The organism is Intrasporangium sp. (assembly GCF_035688975.1).
Taxonomy (GTDB): domain Bacteria; phylum Actinomycetota; class Actinomycetes; order Actinomycetales; family Dermatophilaceae; genus CALMNV01.
Window position 1 is genome coordinate 1 of sequence record NZ_DASSMH010000093.1, and the last position, 16,932, is coordinate 16,932.

At 72.6% G+C, this 16,932-nt stretch carries 19 protein-coding genes and 1 pseudogene; 8 read left to right on the forward strand and 12 right to left on the reverse strand.

Annotation, left to right across the window (positions count from 1 at the left end; all coding sequences use genetic code 11):
- The 6 genes and pseudogenes from VFJ94_RS10110 to VFJ94_RS10135 all read right to left on the reverse strand — a co-directional run.
- Positions 1 to 302 (reverse strand): annotated as a pseudogene (locus VFJ94_RS10110) (NADH dehydrogenase subunit D); the annotation flags it as partial.
- The gene (locus VFJ94_RS10115) at positions 302 to 1,087 is read right to left on the reverse strand and encodes an NADH-quinone oxidoreductase subunit C (protein WP_325004081.1); all 786 of its coding nucleotides are present in this window, start codon (positions 1,085 to 1,087) and stop codon (positions 302 to 304) included. The gene VFJ94_RS10115 and the pseudogene VFJ94_RS10110, both read right to left, overlap by 1 nt.
- Positions 1,084 to 1,638: an NADH-quinone oxidoreductase subunit B family protein gene (locus VFJ94_RS10120; RefSeq protein ID WP_325004082.1), complete on the reverse strand. Its 555-nt coding sequence runs from the start codon at positions 1,636 to 1,638 to the stop codon at positions 1,084 to 1,086. Before VFJ94_RS10120 ends, VFJ94_RS10115 begins: the two co-directional genes overlap by 4 nt.
- A 10-nt stretch (positions 1,639 to 1,648) precedes the next feature.
- Positions 1,649 to 2,011 carry an NADH-quinone oxidoreductase subunit A gene (locus tag VFJ94_RS10125; RefSeq protein ID WP_325004083.1) on the reverse strand — a complete coding sequence of 121 codons (363 nt, stop codon included), beginning with the start codon at positions 2,009 to 2,011 and terminating at the stop codon, positions 1,649 to 1,651.
- 103 nt (positions 2,012 to 2,114) lie between these two features.
- Complete coding sequence (locus VFJ94_RS10130) at positions 2,115 to 3,443, reverse strand: geranylgeranyl reductase family protein (protein WP_325004084.1); 1,329 nt, start codon at positions 3,441 to 3,443, stop codon at positions 2,115 to 2,117.
- A gap of 150 nt (positions 3,444 to 3,593) precedes the next feature.
- Positions 3,594 to 4,289, reverse strand: coding sequence for a demethylmenaquinone methyltransferase (locus VFJ94_RS10135; RefSeq protein WP_325004085.1), 696 nt, complete (start codon positions 4,287 to 4,289; stop codon positions 3,594 to 3,596).
- A gap of 104 nt (positions 4,290 to 4,393) precedes the next feature.
- Here VFJ94_RS10135 and VFJ94_RS10140 point away from each other — a divergent pair, with 104 nt between their 5' ends.
- Together VFJ94_RS10140 and menD are read left to right on the forward strand one after the other, a co-directional pair.
- On the forward strand, positions 4,394 to 5,686 hold the full coding sequence (locus tag VFJ94_RS10140) for an isochorismate synthase (RefSeq protein ID WP_325004086.1): 1,293 nt from the start codon (positions 4,394 to 4,396) through the stop codon (positions 5,684 to 5,686).
- On the forward strand, positions 5,683 to 7,356 hold the full coding sequence (gene menD / locus VFJ94_RS10145) for a 2-succinyl-5-enolpyruvyl-6-hydroxy-3-cyclohexene-1-carboxylic-acid synthase (protein ID WP_325004087.1): 1,674 nt from the start codon (positions 5,683 to 5,685) through the stop codon (positions 7,354 to 7,356). The genes VFJ94_RS10140 and menD overlap by 4 nt, the downstream gene beginning before the upstream one ends.
- 59 nt (positions 7,357 to 7,415) lie before the next feature.
- On the opposite strand, the gene VFJ94_RS10150 is transcribed toward menD, so the two are convergent.
- From VFJ94_RS10150 to VFJ94_RS10165, 4 genes are read right to left on the reverse strand one after another with little or no spacing between them, the layout of a single operon-like run.
- Positions 7,416 to 8,159 carry a 3-keto-5-aminohexanoate cleavage protein gene (locus tag VFJ94_RS10150; RefSeq protein ID WP_325004088.1) on the reverse strand — a complete coding sequence of 248 codons (744 nt, stop codon included), beginning with the start codon at positions 8,157 to 8,159 and terminating at the stop codon, positions 7,416 to 7,418.
- Positions 8,156 to 9,169: an o-succinylbenzoate synthase gene (locus tag VFJ94_RS10155; RefSeq protein WP_325004089.1), complete on the reverse strand. Its 1,014-nt coding sequence runs from the start codon at positions 9,167 to 9,169 to the stop codon at positions 8,156 to 8,158. The genes VFJ94_RS10150 and VFJ94_RS10155 overlap by 4 nt, the downstream gene beginning before the upstream one ends.
- The gene (locus tag VFJ94_RS10160; RefSeq protein WP_325004090.1) at positions 9,166 to 9,666 is read right to left on the reverse strand and encodes an NUDIX domain-containing protein; all 501 of its coding nucleotides are present in this window, start codon (positions 9,664 to 9,666) and stop codon (positions 9,166 to 9,168) included. The genes VFJ94_RS10155 and VFJ94_RS10160 overlap by 4 nt, the downstream gene beginning before the upstream one ends.
- Positions 9,667 to 9,716: 50 nt before the next feature.
- A complete protein-coding gene (locus VFJ94_RS10165; RefSeq protein ID WP_325004091.1) occupies positions 9,717 to 10,118 on the reverse strand; it encodes a VOC family protein in 402 nt (133 codons plus the stop codon).
- A 52-nt stretch (positions 10,119 to 10,170) separates the two neighbouring features.
- On the opposite strand from VFJ94_RS10165, the gene VFJ94_RS10170 reads away from it, so the two are divergent.
- Together VFJ94_RS10170 and VFJ94_RS10175 are read left to right on the forward strand one after the other, a co-directional pair.
- Complete coding sequence (locus tag VFJ94_RS10170; RefSeq protein ID WP_325004092.1) at positions 10,171 to 11,130, forward strand: 1,4-dihydroxy-2-naphthoyl-CoA synthase; 960 nt, start codon at positions 10,171 to 10,173, stop codon at positions 11,128 to 11,130.
- Positions 11,131 to 11,228: 98 nt separating this feature from the next.
- Positions 11,229 to 12,050, forward strand: coding sequence for a GIY-YIG nuclease family protein (locus tag VFJ94_RS10175; RefSeq protein ID WP_325004093.1), 822 nt, complete (start codon positions 11,229 to 11,231; stop codon positions 12,048 to 12,050).
- A 19-nt stretch (positions 12,051 to 12,069) separates the two neighbouring features.
- Here VFJ94_RS10175 and VFJ94_RS10180 read toward each other — a convergent pair whose 3' ends face one another.
- A complete protein-coding gene (locus VFJ94_RS10180; protein WP_325004094.1) occupies positions 12,070 to 13,161 on the reverse strand; it encodes an IS630 family transposase in 1,092 nt (363 codons plus the stop codon).
- A gap of 124 nt (positions 13,162 to 13,285) precedes the next feature.
- On the opposite strand from VFJ94_RS10180, the gene VFJ94_RS10185 reads away from it, so the two are divergent.
- Genes VFJ94_RS10185 through VFJ94_RS10195 form a run of 3 tightly spaced genes read left to right on the forward strand, consistent with a single transcriptional unit; the run spans position 13,286 to position 14,349 of the window.
- Positions 13,286 to 13,540 carry an addiction module protein gene (locus VFJ94_RS10185; protein WP_325004095.1) on the forward strand — a complete coding sequence of 85 codons (255 nt, stop codon included), beginning with the start codon at positions 13,286 to 13,288 and terminating at the stop codon, positions 13,538 to 13,540.
- Entirely contained in the window at positions 13,537 to 13,857 is a 321-nt protein-coding gene (locus tag VFJ94_RS10190; protein WP_325004096.1) for a type II toxin-antitoxin system RelE/ParE family toxin, read from the forward strand. Before VFJ94_RS10185 ends, VFJ94_RS10190 begins: the two co-directional genes overlap by 4 nt.
- A 12-nt stretch (positions 13,858 to 13,869) precedes the next feature.
- Entirely contained in the window at positions 13,870 to 14,349 is a 480-nt protein-coding gene (locus tag VFJ94_RS10195) for a secondary thiamine-phosphate synthase enzyme YjbQ (protein ID WP_325004097.1), read from the forward strand.
- A 14-nt stretch (positions 14,350 to 14,363) separates the two neighbouring features.
- Here the strand turns inward: VFJ94_RS10195 and VFJ94_RS10200 are convergent, their stop codons facing one another.
- Entirely contained in the window at positions 14,364 to 15,146 is a 783-nt protein-coding gene (locus tag VFJ94_RS10200) for an HAD-IIA family hydrolase (RefSeq protein ID WP_325004098.1), read from the reverse strand.
- 98 nt (positions 15,147 to 15,244) lie between these two features.
- On the opposite strand from VFJ94_RS10200, the gene VFJ94_RS10205 reads away from it, so the two are divergent.
- The gene (locus VFJ94_RS10205) at positions 15,245 to 16,720 is read left to right on the forward strand and encodes an MFS transporter (RefSeq protein WP_325004099.1); all 1,476 of its coding nucleotides are present in this window, start codon (positions 15,245 to 15,247) and stop codon (positions 16,718 to 16,720) included.
- The last annotated feature ends 212 nt before the right edge of the window (positions 16,721 to 16,932 follow it).

The window sequence follows — 16,932 nt, forward strand, 5'->3', positions numbered from 1 at the left end:
ACGCCCTGCACCCAGGTGCGGTACTCCATGTTCTTCTCGATGCCGGTGTGCAGGTAGCCGATGCCCGCGCGGGCCTCGGTGACGCTCTCACCGTTGAGCTCGAGGATGAGCCGGAGCACCCCGTGCGTGGACGGGTGCTGAGGGCCCATGTTGACGACGATGCGCTCCTCGCCGAGCGAGGTCGCCTCGTCGACGAGGTCGTCCCAGTCCCCGCCGTCGACGGTGAAGACGTGGGCGCCCTCGGCGGCCTGCTCGTCGGTCGCCGAGGTGGCGTAGGGGTCGTTGCCGGTCTGGGTGCTCATCAGGTGTACGACCTCCGCTGGTCCGGCGGCGGGACCGTCGCGCCCTTGTACTCGACGGGTATGCCGCCGAGCGGGTAGTCCTTGCGCTGGGGGTGGCCCGGCCAGTCGTCGGGCATGAGGATGCGGGTCAGGGCCGGGTGGCCGTCGAAGACGATCCCGAACATGTCCCAGGTCTCGCGCTCGTGCCAGTCGGCCGCGGGGTAGGTCGACACGATCGACGGGATGTGCGGGTCCGAGTCGGGACAGGACACCTCGAGCCGGACCCGCTTGCTGCCATGGGTGATCGACAGGAGGTGGTAGACGGCGTGGAGCTCGGCGCCGGTCCGCTCGGGGTAGTGGACGCCGGAGACGCCGAGGCACAGCTCGAAACGCAGTGACGGGTCGTCGCGCAGCACCCTGGCGACCGCGGGCAGGTGCTGGCGGTTGACGTGGATCGTCAGCTCGCCGTGGTCGACGACGACGCTGTCGACCGCCTCGGCGATCGAGGCGGAGCCGCCCACGAGGCCGCGCTCGAGGTCGTCGACGAGCTGGTCGAACCAGCCCCCGTAGGGCCGCTGGGCCGGTCCGGCGACGACGATCGGCGCGACGAGCCCGCCGTAGCCGGAGGTGTCCGCCCCGTCGGAGGAGCCGAACATGCCGCGCCGCACGCCCACGACGAGCGGCTCGCCCGCCGTCCCCTGTGCCGCCTGGGCGCGCTCGAGCTCGGTCGGCGTCAGGCCGGTGCTGTGCGTCTGCTCGGCGCTGGCCTTCTCCGGGCTGCCGCCGCCCTGGTCGGCCGGGGTCATGCGAGCAGGCCCTTCATCTCGTGGGTCGGGGTCGCCGTCAGGGCGGCCGCCTCCGCGGCCCGCGCCGCCGCCTCGCGGTTGACCCCGAGCGGGGTGCTCTGGATCTGCTTGTGCAGCTCGATGATCGCGTTGAGCAGCATCTCGGGGCGCGGCGGGCAGCCCGGCAGGTAGATGTCGACCGGGACGATGTGGTCGACCCCCTGGACGATGGCGTAGTTGTTGAACATGCCGCCGGAGCTGGCGCACACGCCCATGGCGATGACCCACTTGGGGTTGGGCATCTGGTCGTAGACCTGGCGGACGATCGGCGCCATCTTCTGGCTCACGCGGCCGGCGACGATCATCAGGTCGGCCTGGCGGGGCGTGGCGGAGAAGCGCTCCATGCCGAAGCGGGCGATGTCGTAGTCGGGCGTGCCGACGGCCATCATCTCGATGGCGCAGCAGGCGAGCCCGAAGGTGGCCGGCCACATGGACGCCTTGCGCATGTAGCCCGCGAGCGACTCCACCGTCGAGAGCAGGAAGCCCGAGGGGAGCTTCTCTTCGATACCCATCAGTTACTCCTTAGTCCCACTCGAGGCCGCCCCGGCGCCACACGTAGGCGTAGGCGACGAAGACGGTGAGGATGAACAGGACCATCTCGACCAGGGCGAACAGGCCCAGCTTGTTGAAGGCGACCGCGAAGGGGTAGAGGAAGACGCTCTCGATGTCGAAGATGATGAAGAGCATCGCCGTGAGGTAGTACTTGATCGGCACCCGGCCGCCGCCCGCCGCGTGGGGGGAAGGCTGGATGCCGCACTCGTACGCCTCGAGCTTGGCGCGGTTGTAGCGCTTGGGGCCGACGACCATGGACGTGCCGACCGACAGGGCGGCGAAGCCGAAGCCCAGCGCCAGCATGAACAGAATCGGGACGTAGGGCTGGCTCATCCTTCGGTCCTTCCCGTCGGGTCACTGGAGACGCGCGCCGGACCCATCCTATGCAGCGCGGCGACGTCGCCGCGCGACGCCACGACCCGGCCTGACCTGCGGATCATGCGTCCGGGGCCATCCGCGAGAGGGCGTTGATGATGCGGTCGCTCGCGCCCTTGCCGCCGGGCTCGGCGAGGTTGGCCATGATCTTGAGCAGGAACCGCATGAGGGTCGTGCGCGGCAGGCCGTACTTCGTCGCGAGGCGCATGACCTCCGGGTTGCCGATGATGGTCGCGAAGTGGCGGCCGAGCGTGTAGTAGCCGCCGAGCGCCTGCTTCAGCTGCGTGTTGTAGGACTGGAGCACCCGCTCCCGGCCGGCGTCGTCGGGGCGGGCGAACGCGTGGGCAGCGACCTCGGCCGCGATGCGCCCCGACTCCATGGCGTAGGCGATGCCTTCGCCGTTGAACGGGTTGACCATGCCGCCGGAGTCGCCGACGAGCAGGAGCCCGTCGGCGTAGTGCGGCTGCCGGTTGAATCCCATGGGCAGCGCGGCGCCGCGGATGGGCTGGGTCATGGTGTCGTCGCCCATGGTCCACTCGTCGGGCATCGTGGCGACCCAGCGGCGCATCACGTCCTTGTAGTCGACGTTGCCGAAGGCCTTGGAGGTGTTGAGGATCCCGAGGCCGACGTTGGACGTGCCGTCGCCGACGCCGAAGATCCAGCCGTAGCCGGGCAGGAGCACGTCGCGGCCCGTCGCAGGGTCCTGGGCCCAGAGCTCGAGCCACGACTCGAGGTAGTCGTCGTCGGTGCGCGGGCTCTTGTAGTAGGTCCGGACCGCAACCCCCATGGGCCGGTCGTCCCGCTTCTCGCGGCCCATGGCGAGCGAGAGCCGGGAGGAGTTGCCGTCGGCCGCGACGACGAGCGGCGCCCGGAACCGCCTGGTCTCTCCCGTGGCGCGGCCCGCTGCGTCGACGTCCCTGGCGCTGACGCCGACGATCCGTCCCCGGTCGTCGGTGAGGGGCCCCGTCACGGTGCAGCCCTGGCGCAGCCGTGCGCTGTGCGCGACGGCGTGCCGGGCGAGGATGTCGTCGAAGTCCATGCGGGTGCGCACGAGGCCGTAGGGCGGGAAGGCCGTGGTGTCGGGCCAGTCCAGCTGCAGGCGCATGCCCGCACCGAGGATGCGCAGGCCCTGGTTGCGGATCCAGCCGTCGTCCTCGGGGGTGGGGACGCCGAGGCTGATGAGCTCACGCACGGCGCGGGGTGTGAGCCCGTCCCCGCACACCTTCTCCCGCGGGAAGTGGGTCTTCTCGAGGACGAGCACGTCGAGTCCGGTCATCGCGAGGTATGCCGCGGTGGCCGACCCTGCGGGGCCCGCGCCGACGACGATGACGTCGGCGCTCGCGGTCCCGTCGCGCTCGCTCTGCTCGGCAGTGCCGCTCGAACTGCTCATGACTCCCTGCGCGCTCCGTGTCCCGCGGTGGGGACCGACTTTGTGAACTGCTTCACGAACTCCGCGGCGAGTCTAGACCCTCCACGCGGCTCCGCCTCCCCGGCGCCCCCCGACACCCGCGCGGCCGGCTCGTACGGCTCCGCACCGGCGTCAACGGCGCTTCGTCGCCGTGTGGAGAGCGACGATGCCACCCGTGAGGTTGGTCCACCCCACCCGGGTCCACCCCGCCCCCTCGATCGTCCGGGCGAGCTCGCCCTGCGGGGGCCACGCGCGGATCGACTCGGCGAGGTAGACGTACGACTCGGGGTTGCTCGACGTGCGACGGGCCACCTTGGGCAGGGCCCGCATGAGGTAGTTCGTGTAGACGGTGCGCAGCACCCGGTTCACGGGCTGGCTGAACTCGCACACGACGAGCCGCCCACCGGGTCGCGTGACCCGGAGGAACTCGCGCAGCGCGACCGACGGGTCGGCGACGTTGCGCAGGCCGAAGCTCATCGTCACCGCGTCGAACGAGTCGTCCGCGAAGGGCAGCGCCATGGCGTCGGCCGCGGTGAAGGCCAGGTCCGGGCGCCGCCGGCGCCCCACCTTGAGCATGCCCAGGGAGAAGTCGGCCGGCACGACGTCGACCCCGGCGTCCGCGAACGGCTCGCTCGACGTGCCCGTCCCGGCGGCGATGTCGAGCACGCGCTCCCCCGCGACGGCGGCCACCGTGCGCACGACCGCCCGCCGCCACAGCCGGTCCTGCCCCAGGGAGAGGACATCGTTGGTCACGTCGTACTTCTCGGCCACGTCGTCGAACATCGACGCCACGTCGACCGGCTTCTTGTCCAGCTGGGCCCGGGTCATGCGCCCATCCTCGCACCGCCGGGCGCTGCGGCGCGGCCCGCGCGCCGGCCCCACGGCATACGGGCTCCTCGGGCGCCCGAGGTCCCGCCGTAGAGTGGCTCGCGATGTCATCGCTTCCCGCCCCCGGCGCGGCGCCCGCGACCTCCCTCGTGGTCCGCTCCGTCCCGCTCCCCGCAGGGGAGGCGCTGCTCGGCTACCTGCCCGCCGACGCGCCCTACGACGAGGTGCTCTCGTGGGTGCGCCGCGGCGACGGGCTGGTCGGGTGGGGCCGGGCGCTCGCCTTCCCCGCGACGGGCCCGCGGCGCTTCGCCGACGCGGACGCGTGGTGGCGCGACGTGGCGCACCGGGCGGTGGTGCGCGACGACGTGCGGCTGCCGGGCAGCGGGCTGGTCTGTTTCGGCTCCTTCCCCTTCGCCGACGACTCCGCCGAGCCCGGGGGGCTCGTCGTGCCCGCCTCGATCCTCGGGCGCCGCGACGGCCGCACCTGGATGACGTCCATCACCGCCGAGCCCCAGCTGCGTCCCGTCCGGCTGCCGCGTCCAGCCCCCGACCCCGTCGCCCCGAGCGGCGTCGTCTTCGCCGACGGCGCGGTGCCGCCGGCGGCATACGCCTCCGCCGTGGGCGAGGCGGTGCGCCGGATCGCCGCCGGCGAGCTCGACAAGGTCGTCCTCGCCCGGGACCTCATCGCCGGCGCGGACGGGCCCATCGACCCGAGGTGGCTCCTGCGGCGGCTCGCCGAGCGCTACGAGAACACGTGGGTGTTCGCCGTCGCCGGCCTGGTCGGCGCGACTCCCGAGCTGCTCGTGCGGCGCGACCAGGGACTCGTCACCTCACGGGTGCTCGCCGGGACGATCCGCAGGACAGGCGACGACGCGAAGGACCTCGCGCTGGCCGCCTCGCTGGCTCGCTCGTCGAAGGACCTCGAGGAGCACGAGTACGCCGTGCGCTCGGTGGCCGAGGCGCTCGCTCCGCACTGCTCGTCGATGAACGTGCCGGAGGCGCCCTTCGTGCTGCACCTGCCCAACGTCATGCACCTCGCGACCGACGTCGCGGCGGTCGCGGCCGACGGGATCAGCTCGCTCGCCCTCGCCGCCTCGCTCCACCCGTCGGCCGCGGTCGGCGGCACGCCGACCCCCGTCGCGGTGCGGCTCATCGCCGAGCTGGAGCACATGGATCGAGGCCGCTATGCCGGTCCGGTCGGGTGGATGGACGCGTCCGGTGACGGCGCCTGGGGCATCGCCCTGCGGTGCGGGGCCCTCGCCGCCGAGGACCCGTCGCAGATCCGGCTCTACGCAGGCTGCGGCATCGTCTCGGGCTCCGACCCGGAGTCCGAGGTGGCCGAGTCGGTGGCCAAGCTCGTCCCCATGCGGGACGCGCTCACCGGCGCCGCGCCGTGACGGGCCGGCGCAGCGCCCCCGAGCTGGCCCAGGCGCTCGTCCAGCAGCTGTATGCCGCCGGGCTGCGGGACGCGGTCCTCGCCCCCGGCTCCCGGTCGGCGCCGCTCGCGCTCGCCCTGCACGCCGCCGACCGGGCCGGCGACCTGCGCCTGCACGTGCGCGTCGACGAACGCTCCGCGGCCTACCTCGCGCTGGGGCTCGCCACCGGCTCCCGGCGGCCCGTCGCGGTCGTGACCACCTCGGGGACCGCCGTCGGCAACCTGCTCCCCGCGGTGATGGAGGCCGCGCACACGGGGCGCCGGCTCGTCGTCGTGAGCGCCGACCGGCCCGAGCGGCTGCGGGGCACCGGCGCCAACCAGACGACGTACCAGGCCGGCCTCTTCGGCACGTTCGCGACGTGCCACGACCTCGGGCCGGAGGCAACGGACGCCGAGGTCGCTTCGGCCGTGCGGGCCGCGTGCGGCGCCTGCGGGCCGACGCAGGTCAACGTCCAGCTCGACGGAGACCTGCTGCCCCCCGACCCGGACCCCGCGACGTGGTGGGCCGCACCGGTCGGCGCCGACCCTGCTGCGGGACGGGACGACTCCGTGGCCCTCGACCGGGGCGGCGAGACGCTGCCGTGCGGGCCGCGGACCGTCGTCGTCGCCGGTGACGACGCGGGTCCGGCGGCGCGGCTGCTCGCCGAGGCCGGCGGCTGGCCGCTCCTGGCAGAGCCGACGTCCGGTGCGCGGATCGGCCCGCAGGCCATCCGCACCTACCGCCTGCTGCTCACCACGCCGCTGCGGGACGACATCGAGCGGGTGGTCGTGGTCGGCCGGCCGACCCTCTCCCGGCCGGTCACCGACCTCGTCAGCGACCCGGCGCTCGAGGTGCTCTCGGTGCGCGGCCGTGACGGCGTCGCCACCGACCCCGGGCGGGTGGCCCGCCACCTCGACCTCGTGCCGGTCGCGGAAGGGGCCGACGACCCCGAGTGGGCCCAGCGCTGGCGCGTGGCCGACGCACGGCTCGGGCGGCTCATCGACCGCGAGACCGCCGGGCAGGGCGTGGTGCCGCTCGCCGTCGCGACCGTCGTGGCGGATGCCGTCGCGGCCGACACGACCCTCGTCGTCGGCTCGTCGAACCCGGTGCGCGACCTCGACGTCATGGCCAGGCCCTGGCCGGCGCACGAGCACCGCTTCGTCGTGGGCAACCGCGGGCTGGCCGGCATCGACGGCCTCGTGTCCACGGCGGTCGGCGTGGCGCTCGGCCGGCCCCGCGCCGCGCGGACCCTCGCCTACGTCGGGGACCTGACCTTCCTGCACGACAGCAACGCGCTGCTCATCGGGCCGGGTGAGCGGCGTCCGAGCCTGACGGTCGTCGTCCTCAACGACGACGGCGGGGCGATCTTCGCGACCCTGGAGCAGGGGGACCGCCGCTACTCCGGGGCCTTCGAGCGGGTCTTCGGCACGCCACACGGGACCGACCTCGAGGCGCTCTGCCACGCCCACTCGACGGCATACGAGCGGGTGACCGACCTCGGGCGCCTGGCGGCCGCCCTCGCCGAGCACCCGGACGGGATCCGGGTGCTCGAGGTGCCCGTCTCGCGCGCTGACCGGCGCGCGGAGGCCGCGCGGCTGCGCGAGCTCGCGCGGCAGGCCCTGCCGGGGCGCCCGGTGACCGAGCACAACTGACCACTCGACCGGGCCGCACACGCCCCCCTTCCGTCGAGTGGCCACTTGCGCACACGCCGCTACCTGTGCGCGTGGCTCCGGGCGTCGCCGCCGAGGGCCGCGGCGACGAGCTCCGCGTTGTCGTAGGCCTCCTGCCCGGTCGGCAGCACGAGGGTGTCCTCGAAGCCGATGCGCACGTGGTGCCCCGCCGCCTGCGCCCAGCGCAGCACCGGCCACGTCCAGCCCTGCTCGCCGTGCACGAGCAACGGCTGCGGCGACATTCCGAGAGCGGCAAGGATGCGCTCGACGGACCAGCGGGCGTTGGATCCGGGACTCGAGCCCGGGATGGCCTCGACGAGCACCCGCTCGACCTGCCAGGGCCACGGCGTCGAGACGAAGGCCGTCGCGGCCCGCGGCGTCCAGATGCCGGCCTCGACGCCGACGCCCCGGGCCCGCAGGACACGGGCCACCTCGACGGCCCCAGGCTCGTGCCAGTTGACGCTCGCGCAGTCCGGCCCACCCTCGGCCGGCTCCGGCCACTCTCGCAGCGCCCGAAGCTTGGCCAGGTGGTCGGTGACGATGCCGTCCCGCGTCGTCACGCTGACGCGAACGCCTGGCGCGTGGCCCCGGATCGCCGCGACGGCCGCCACGACGTCGGCGGCGGACAGGCTCTCCCGCCCGAGGGCATTGCGCGGGTGCACGTGGAGCATGCCCGCTCCGGAGGCCACCGCGGCCGCGGCGTCGACGCCCAGCTCCTCGGCCGTGACCGGGAGCCGGGGATGGGCGCCGCGGAGCCGGGCGCCGTTGAGGCAGGCGGTGATCACGAGGGCAGCCCGGGCACGCGCAGCAGGTCCAGGCACCGGCCCACCCGGTCGACCCACCAGCGGCGCCGGTGCTGCGGCGCGGCGAGCCGGGCGAGCGCCTCGGCCGTCGGCTCGGACCGGCCGGGCCGGAGGACACCGCCCACGGGTCGCAGCGGCTCGGCGGCGACGTCGGCAGTGAAGAGCCCCACCGTCCCCAGCCCGCACGCGTGCTCGAGCGTCGGCAGGGCCGCGGCGAGCGCGACCCCGGCGGCGATGCCGACACTCGTGTCAAGTGCCGAGGACACCACTGCCACAAGGCCGCTGGCCGCCACGACCTCCAGTGCGCGGTGCACGCCGCCCAGCGGCGCGGCCTTGACGACGACGAGGTCGGCCGCCTGCAGGGCGGCCACGCGCAGTGGGTCGTCGGCCTTGCGGATGGACTCGTCCGCGGCGATGGGCACGTCGATCCCATTGCGCGCCAAGCGGATCCGCAGCTCGGCGAGGTCTTCCACGGTGGGACAGGGCTGCTCGGCATACTCCAGGTCACACGCCGACAAGGCCCTCAGGGCGGTGACGGCGGACTCCACATCCCAGGCCCCGTTGGCGTCGACGCGCACCCGGGCGGAGGGGCCCATCGCGCTGCGCACCGCCGAGACCCGCGCGAGGTCGTCGGCCAGGGTCTGACCACGCTCGGCCACCTTCACCTTTGCTGTCGTGCAGCCGTCGAAGCGGGCCAGCACCCCGGGCACGTCGTCGGGCGCGACCGCCGGCACGGTGGCGTTGACCGGGATCGTGTCGCGCCGCGGCGCCGGCCACGCGGCATACGCGGACTCGATCGCGGCGGCCAGCCACCGGGCAGCCTCCGCGTCCGGGTACTCGAGGAACGGAGCGAACTCGCCCCACCCAGAGGGCCCGTCGATGAGGACGGCCTCGCGATGGTCGACCCCGCGGAACGGCACCCGCATCGGGATGGACACGACGTGCAGCCGAGCGAGGAGGTCCTCGCGCTCCGGCAGGACGGCTGGAGTCACCGCCGGGCCGCGACGTCGCCGGAGCCGAGCCGCACCCCGGGCTCGTCCGCGAGCGCCCACTCGACCCGCACCCGGTGGCGCTCCGGCATCTGCGGCAGCGCGTGTGGCGCGAACCAGCCGGCGTCCGTGCACTCGTCGTCGCCGGGGACGGGCTCTCCGGAGACCCACGCGCAGCGGAAGGTGTGGTCGAGGTACTGGGCGCGGTCGCCGTTCGGGTGCGTGACGACATCACCGGCGGCCACCCAGACGAGGCGCTCGACCTCGGCGACCACGGAGGCCTCCTCGAGCACCTCGCGGACGGCCGTGACGTGCGGGTCCTCGCCGGGGTCGACGATGCCGGTCACCGGGGTCCACGAGCCGTTGTCCGCGCGGCGCACGAGGAGCACCTCGGGTCCGGCGTCGGCCCCACGGACGACGACCGCGGTGACGCCCGGCAGCCAGAGCAGGTCGTGGCCGACACGTCGGCGCAGCGCCGTGACGAAGGGCGGGATCGGCATACGCCGACGATAGCCCGGCGGTGCCGGGCCAGATCGGGGTGGTGAGCCAGTCAGCGGTCCCGCGACGACAGGACGCAGAACTCGTTGCCCTCCGGATCCGCGAGCACCGTCCACGTGACGTCACCACCCTGGCCGACGTCGGCCATGGTGGCGCCGAGATCGAGCAGGCGCGAGATCTCGGCGTCGCGTTCTTGGCTCGTATGCGGGGCGAGGTCGAGGTGGAGGCGGTTCTTGGCCTGCTTGCCCTCCGGCACGGGGACGAAGACAAGCCCGGGACACTGTCGGTCCCACTCGGCGGCCGGCACGGGCTCGGCGCTCAGGTGCGGTGGGATGACGACGACCTCGTGCTCGTCCTCATAGACGATCCGCCAGTCGAGAGCGGCGGCCCACCAACGCGCCTGGGCGGCGATGTCACGGCAGTCGACGACGACGGTGTACCAGCGCAGAGCCATGCGACCGACGGTAGCGGCGGACGGCCTGGTGCCGAGCACTATTGTCGGCCCCGTGACCGAGGCACCCGTCAGCGAGATCTTCGACCCGAGTGCGTGGGACGTCGTGCCCGGCTTCGACTTCACCGACATCACCTACCACCGGCGCCGGCCCGTGCCGGGCCGCCCGGCGCCGGAGTCCGGCGTCGTCCGCGTCGCCTTCAACCGGCCCGAGGTGCTCAACGCCTTCCGTCCGCACACCGTCGACGAGCTCTACCGCGCCCTCGACCATGCCCGGATGACGCCCGACGTCGGCGTCGTCCTGCTCACCGGCAACGGCCCCTCGCCCAGGGACGGCAAGTGGGCGTTCTGCTCCGGCGGCGACCAGCGGATCCGCGGCCGCTCGGGCTACCAGTACGCGACCACCCCGGAAGGCGACCCCACGTCTGCCGGTGTCGACGCGGCCCGCGCAAAGGCGCAGGGCGGGCGCCTGCACATCCTCGAGGTGCAGCGCCTCATCCGCACCATGCCCAAGATCGTCATCGCAGTCGTGAGCGGGTGGGCCGCCGGTGGTGGGCACTCGCTCCACGTCGTGTGCGACCTCACGATCGCGTCGCGCCAAGAGGCGCGGTTCAAGCAGACCGACGCGGACGTGGGCTCCTTCGACGGCGGGTACGGCTCGGCATACCTCGCCAAGTCCGTCGGGCAGAAGTTCGCGCGGGAGATCTTCCACCTCGGGCGCACCTACTCGGCCGAGGACATGCACCGGATGGGCGCGGTCAACATCGTCGCCGACCACTCCGACCTCGAGGTCGAGGCGCTGCAGGCCGCCACCGAGATCATGGGCAAGTCGCCGCAGGCCCAGCGGATGCTCAAGTTCGCCTTCAACCTCACCGACGACGGCCTCATGGGCCAGCAGGTCTTCGCCGGCGAGGCGACCCGCCTCGCCTACATGACCGACGAGGCGGTCGAGGGCCGCGACCAGTTCCTGGAGAAGCGCGATCCGGACTGGTCGCCCTTCCCCTGGTACTTCTGATCTGGCGCGCTGGCGCACGTCAGGGGTCTGATGGGTGTTCCGATGTGGGAGCCATGTGGCCAGAACGCCGCGGAAGATGCGCGGGAGGGTGGTGAGAGGTGACGCTGACCTTTGCGGCTGTCCTCGCGAGTGAAGGCATCGACCCGGCCGACGCGCTGGTGATCCGGCACGCCTACGTGCGTGAACACGAGGACGGCACGGTCGGCATCCACGGCGACTCCTCCGACGACGAGATCCTCGCCTACACCCGAGTGCAGTCGGCCAACTCGCGCATCTTCCCCGCAGTACCGCCGAAGCTCTGGGTCGTCTTCCTTCCGGAGGGCGGTGACCGCGCTCGGCTTTGGCTGGTCGTCACCAACCGCGGCGAGATCGAGAACGACGGCTTGCGGCGGACATTCGACCTCGAACACACCCACCTGATGGCCGACCTGCGGAACCGGCTGGTGATCGGGTGGCGCTCGCCGCGGACGTGGCGGATCAACGCGACGACTGCGGCCGCCTATCCGGTGATGGAGATTGCCGATGCGCAGCCGGTGCGGTTCCCAGGGTTCGATGCTCTGACACTGGGCTATGCGCAGCTGCAGGCGGTGCTCCGCGAGCACCGTTACGCGGCATGGCGAACCGCTCTTTCCTCGGTGATCGGCATCTACCTCATAACCGACACCAGCGACGGGCGGCACTACGTCGGGAAGGCTGACGGTGCCGAGAACCTGCTACAGCGGTGGGCGGCTTACGCAGCCAACGGTCATGGCGGGAACGTCGAGCTGCGCGGGCTCGACCCGTCGACGTTCAGGCTCTCGGTGCTGCGGGTCTTCGACCCGGCTACTCCGGCCGCAGGGATCAACGCGGCGGAGAGCCACTTCATCAAAGCGCTGGATTCGCGTCGTCACGGACTGAACCGGAACGGTCCATTGGGGTAACGCCTAGTGGTCCGTCTCACTAATGGTTGACCACTTCTTCCAGCTTGCGACGTGCCCGGGTGACCTTGGCCAGGATGGACTCGGCGGTCGCCGTCCACACGAACGGGGTCGGCTCGGCGTTGTGGGCTCGTAGATAGTCCTCGATCGCGGCGATCAGGTCGGGCACCGAGCTGAAGCTGCCGCGGCGCAGGGCCTTGGCGTCGAGGTCGCGGAACCACCGTTCGACCTGGTTCAGCCAAGACGAGGAGGTTGGGATGAAGTGCAGGTGGAACCGCTTGTGGGTGCCCAGCCAGCGCTGCACGGCCTCGTGCTTGTGGGTGCTGTAGTTGTCCAGGATCACGTGAATCGCCTGGCCCTTGGGCACTTGCGCGTCGATGACCTTGAGGAACTTGAGGAACTCCTCGTTGCGGTGCCGCTCGAAGCAGCGCCCGGTCACTTCACCGGTGAGCACGTTCAGGGCGGCGAACAAGGTGGTGGTGCCATGCCGCTTGTAGTCGTGCGTCATCGTCGCGCCGCGGCCCTTGACCATCGGTAGCGAGGGCTGGGTGCGGTCCAGCGCCTGCACCTGGGACTTCTCGTCCAGGCACAGCACCACCGCCTTCTCGGGCGGGTTCAGGTAGAGGCCGACCACGTCGGTCAGCTTCTCCTCGAACCGCGGGTCGTTCGAGACCTTGAACGTGTCGAGGCGGTGCGGCTTGATCCCCAGGTCGTGCCAGATCCGTTGCACCGTGGCCGGACTGACGCCGGCGTGCTTGGCCATCGTGCGGCACGACCAGTGCGTCTCACCCTCCGGTGTGGTGTGCAAGGTGTCATGCACGATCGCGCGCACCTGCTCCTCACCGATGCTCGCCCTTCGGCCCCGGCCCTCCCGGACCTCGCCGAGCTTGGCCAGGCCGTCCTCGACGAACCGTGCGCGCCAAGCCCGCACCGTCACCCGCGTCACCCCAACCTGCTCCGAGATCCGTGAATTCGCCACACCATCGGCCGCCAGAAGCAACGCCTTCGCGCGTTGTACCTGTCGGTGTGGCGCCGTCTGTGATCGGGACAGCTGCTCCAGGGTGGCTCGCTCACTGTCCGACATCGGCAACGGCTTGGCTACGCGTCCGCTCATGGTCTAAGGATATCAATTATACGGCTAGTTATTTGCAAGACACACCACTAGCGTGGCAGATGCGTGGCGACAAGATCATCTCGGCGCTTCGTGCGGCGTCGTCATCGGCACGTAGACTGCTGTCATGTCGCTGAGCGCATCGGAGTTCTACAAGGCGGGGCTCGCCCTGCCTCCTTCGGTGCGCAAGGACGTAGCCCTGCGCCTGCTGGAGTCGATCGAGATCACCGATCAGGAGTCGGTCGACGAAGCGTGGACTGATGAGATCTCCACCCGACTGGATGACCTCCTCAGCGGCAAGGTCGGGACCATCCCCGGTGAGCAGGTCTTCGCTGAGTTGGCAGCGCGGCGGGCTGCTCGACAGGCCGCGCGCAACGCATGATCCTCGGCTTCGACTTCCATCCGGAAGCGCGGGCCGAGTTTTTCGCCGAGGTCGGCTGGTACGACGAGCTTGAGGTCGCTCTCGGCGAGCGGTTCGAGACTGCCGTGCGGGCAGCGATCGACGCAGCCCTCGACTCACCGGAGTCGTGGGCGGCCTGGCCGGGGTGGGACCGAAAGCCGGTCGTGCGGTCCAAGGGCATCACCGACTTCCCCTACCGGGTGGTCTACGTCGTCCAGCGTGATGTCCTGACGGTCGTGGCCGTGGCTCACGCGAAGCGCCGGCCTGGCTATTGGCGCGAACGAGTAGTGTCGACCTGAGCTGGCAGTCGCGTGGCCAGAACTGCGGCGGCATACCGCGTCGCCCGGCGCCGTATGCCGGCGAACCCCCTCGTGCAGCATGGGGTCATGCACACGCAGACGCACAGCTACCGGACCGGTCACGACGAGGCGGTGCTCGACATCACTGACGACTGCCGTCGCCACGTCGCCGGCATGGGGGACGGGCTGCTGCACGTGTTCGTGCCGCACGCCACCGCCGGCCTGGCCCTGCTCGAGGTCGGCGCCGGCAGCGACGCGGACCTGCTGACCACCCTGCGCGAGCTGCTGCCCGCCGACGAGCGGTGGCGGCACCGGCACGGCGCGCCGGGGCACGGGCGCTCCCATGTCCTGCCCGCCCTGATCCCGCCCTACGCCACCGTCCCCGTGGTGGACGGACGGCTGACGCTCGGCACCTGGCAGAGCATCTGCCTCGTGGACCTCAACGTGGACAACCCCGACCGGCAGGTGCGGCTCAGCTTCCTCCCCGGCTGAGACCGGGCCGCCCGTCACCCCACGAGCGGCAGCAGCTCGGCCACGGAGGCGAGGACGCGGGTCGCCCGGTAGGGGAAGCGCTCGACCTGCTCGGGCCGCGTCGAGCCCGTGAGGACGAGCACGGTGCGCAGCCCCGCCTCGAGGCCCGACACGATGTCGGTGTCCATCCGGTCGCCCACCATGACGGTCGTCTCGCTGTGGGCCTCGAGCCGGTTGAGGGCGCTGCGCATCATGAGCGGGTTGGGCTTGCCGATGAAGTAGGGCTGCCGCCCGGTCGCCGTGCTGATGAGCGCCGCGACGGACCCCGTTGCGGGCAGCGTGCCCTGCTGGCTGGGACCGCTGGGGTCGGGGTTGGTGGCGATGAAGCGGGCGCCGCCCTCGATGAGGCGGATCGCGCGCGTGATCGACTCGAAGGAGTAGGTCCGCGTCTCCCCCAGGACGACGTAGTCGGGGTTGCGCTCGGTCATCGTGTAGCCCACGTCGTGCAGGGCCGTGGTGAGGCCCGCTTCACCGACGACGTATGCCGTGCCGCCCGGGCGCTGGTCCGCGAGGAACTGCGCGGTGGCCAGGGCCGAGGTCCACAGGCAGCTCTCGGGCACGTCGATGCCGCTGGCGAGCAGCCGGGCCCGCAGGTCGCGCGGGGTGAAGATCGAGTTGTTCGTCAGCACGAGGAAGCGCTTGCCGAGCTCGCGGAGCCGTCCGATGAACTCGGCCGCACCAGGGATCGCCACCTCCTCGTGGACGAGCACGCCGTCCATGTCGGTGAGCCAGGTGTCGATGGGCCGCGTCTCGGTCATGCGCGCCATTGTCGCGGACGCAGGGCAGCCCCTCTCGGGGGCATCCGTGCCGGGCGGCCGCCCGCCCGTGTGTCGGCGCGGCAGGGCAAGATGGAGGAGTGGACAGCCAGGGGGAGCCGAGCGAGCCGCAGTCCCCCGGTCCCCGGCCGCCTCTCGGCCGCTCAAGGTGGGAGACCTCCCGGGCGCTGGGCCGCGGCGTCGGGCGGGCAGCCGCCGGCGGCGGCCGTCTCGCCGCCCGCGGCGGTCGGCTGGCGGCACGCACCTTCCGGGGCTACGTCGCCGCGGGAGGCGCCGACGAGAGCGGGCTGGCGCGGGTCACCGAGCTGCACGCGAGCCACACGGCCGGGGACGCCGCGATGGCGCTCGCCCTCGCGGGGACGCTCTTCTTCTCGCCGACGACGACCCAGGCCCGCAGCCAGGTCGCCCTCTTCCTGCTCGTCGCCATGGTGCCCTTCCTGCTCGTCGCCCCCCTCCTCGGGCCGCTGCTCGACCGGGTCGGGCACGGCCGGCGCTGGGTCATCGGGGCCACCCTGGCCGCCCGCGGCTTCCTCAGCTGGGTGCTCGCGGAGGGCGTCACCACGCACAGCAACTGGCTCTTCCCGGCGGCGCTCGCCTATCTCGTGGCCTCCAAGACCTACAACGTGACCCGGGCGGCCGCCGTGCCCCGGGTGCTCCCGCAGGGAATGACGCTCATGACGGCCAACTCCAGGTCCTCGGTGGCCGGCATCGTGGGCGCCATGGCCGGTGGTGCCCTCGCGGGCGCCGCCCTGCGGTTCGGGCCGGAATGGGCCCTGCGGGTCACCTTCGTCGTCTTCGTCGTGGCCACGGTGCAGGCCATCCGGCTCCCGGCGCGGGTCGACTCCTCGGCGGGCGAGCTGCGCCCCGAGGACGCCCCGGTGGGCGCTGGGCCGGGCGCCGGGACGCCTCCCCCCACCCCCCGTCGCCGCCCGGGTGCGCCGGCGGGCCGGTTGCGCCGCCGCGTCCACGCCGTGCCGTGGCCGGTGCTGCACGCGCTGTGGTCGACGGGCGGCACGCGGCTGCTGACGGGCTTCCTCATCCTCTTCATGGCCTTCCTGGCCCGCGAGCGGCCGATCGACGGCATGGACGGCAGGCTGGCCCTCGGCCTCGTCGTCGTCGCGCTCGGCGTCGGCAACGTCCTCGGCAGCGCGCTCGGCAACGTCCTCAAGGACCACCGCCCCGAGCGGGTCGCCATGCTCTCGGTCCTGCTCGCGTTCGCCACCTGCGTCGCGGCGGCCGTCTGGTACGGCGCGTGGACCCTCGTCGCGCTCGGGCTGGTCCAGGGCCTCTCGGCGCAGCTGGCCAAGGTGTGCTTCGACGCGCTCGTCCAGCGTGAGGTGCGCGAGGACGTCCGCACGTCGGTGTTCGCGTGGGCCGAGACGGTGCTCCTGGTGCTGTGGGTGCTCGGCGGCGGCCTGGGCATCGTGCTGCCGCTCAACCCGCACGTCGGCTTCCCCGTCGTGGCGGCGGCCCTGCTGGGGACCGTCGTCCTGGCCGCGCGCACGCGCGCCGTCGGGGCCCCCGCCCGCCCGAGACCGATGCCGAGGGCCGCGTGATGCGACTACCCCGCCCGTTTCCCGTGCCAGCCGGTCCGGACGTGCTCCACGTCCTGCCCGACCTGGAGCGCGCCCTCGCCGGCGACGGGGCCCTGCTGCCGTATGCCGAGGGGAGCCCCCGCCCCGTCGTGTCACCTTCCGACCCGGCGGACCTGCCGGACGACCTCGCGGTGGCGGTCGGCACGTCCGGCTCCACTGGCCGGGCGAAGCGG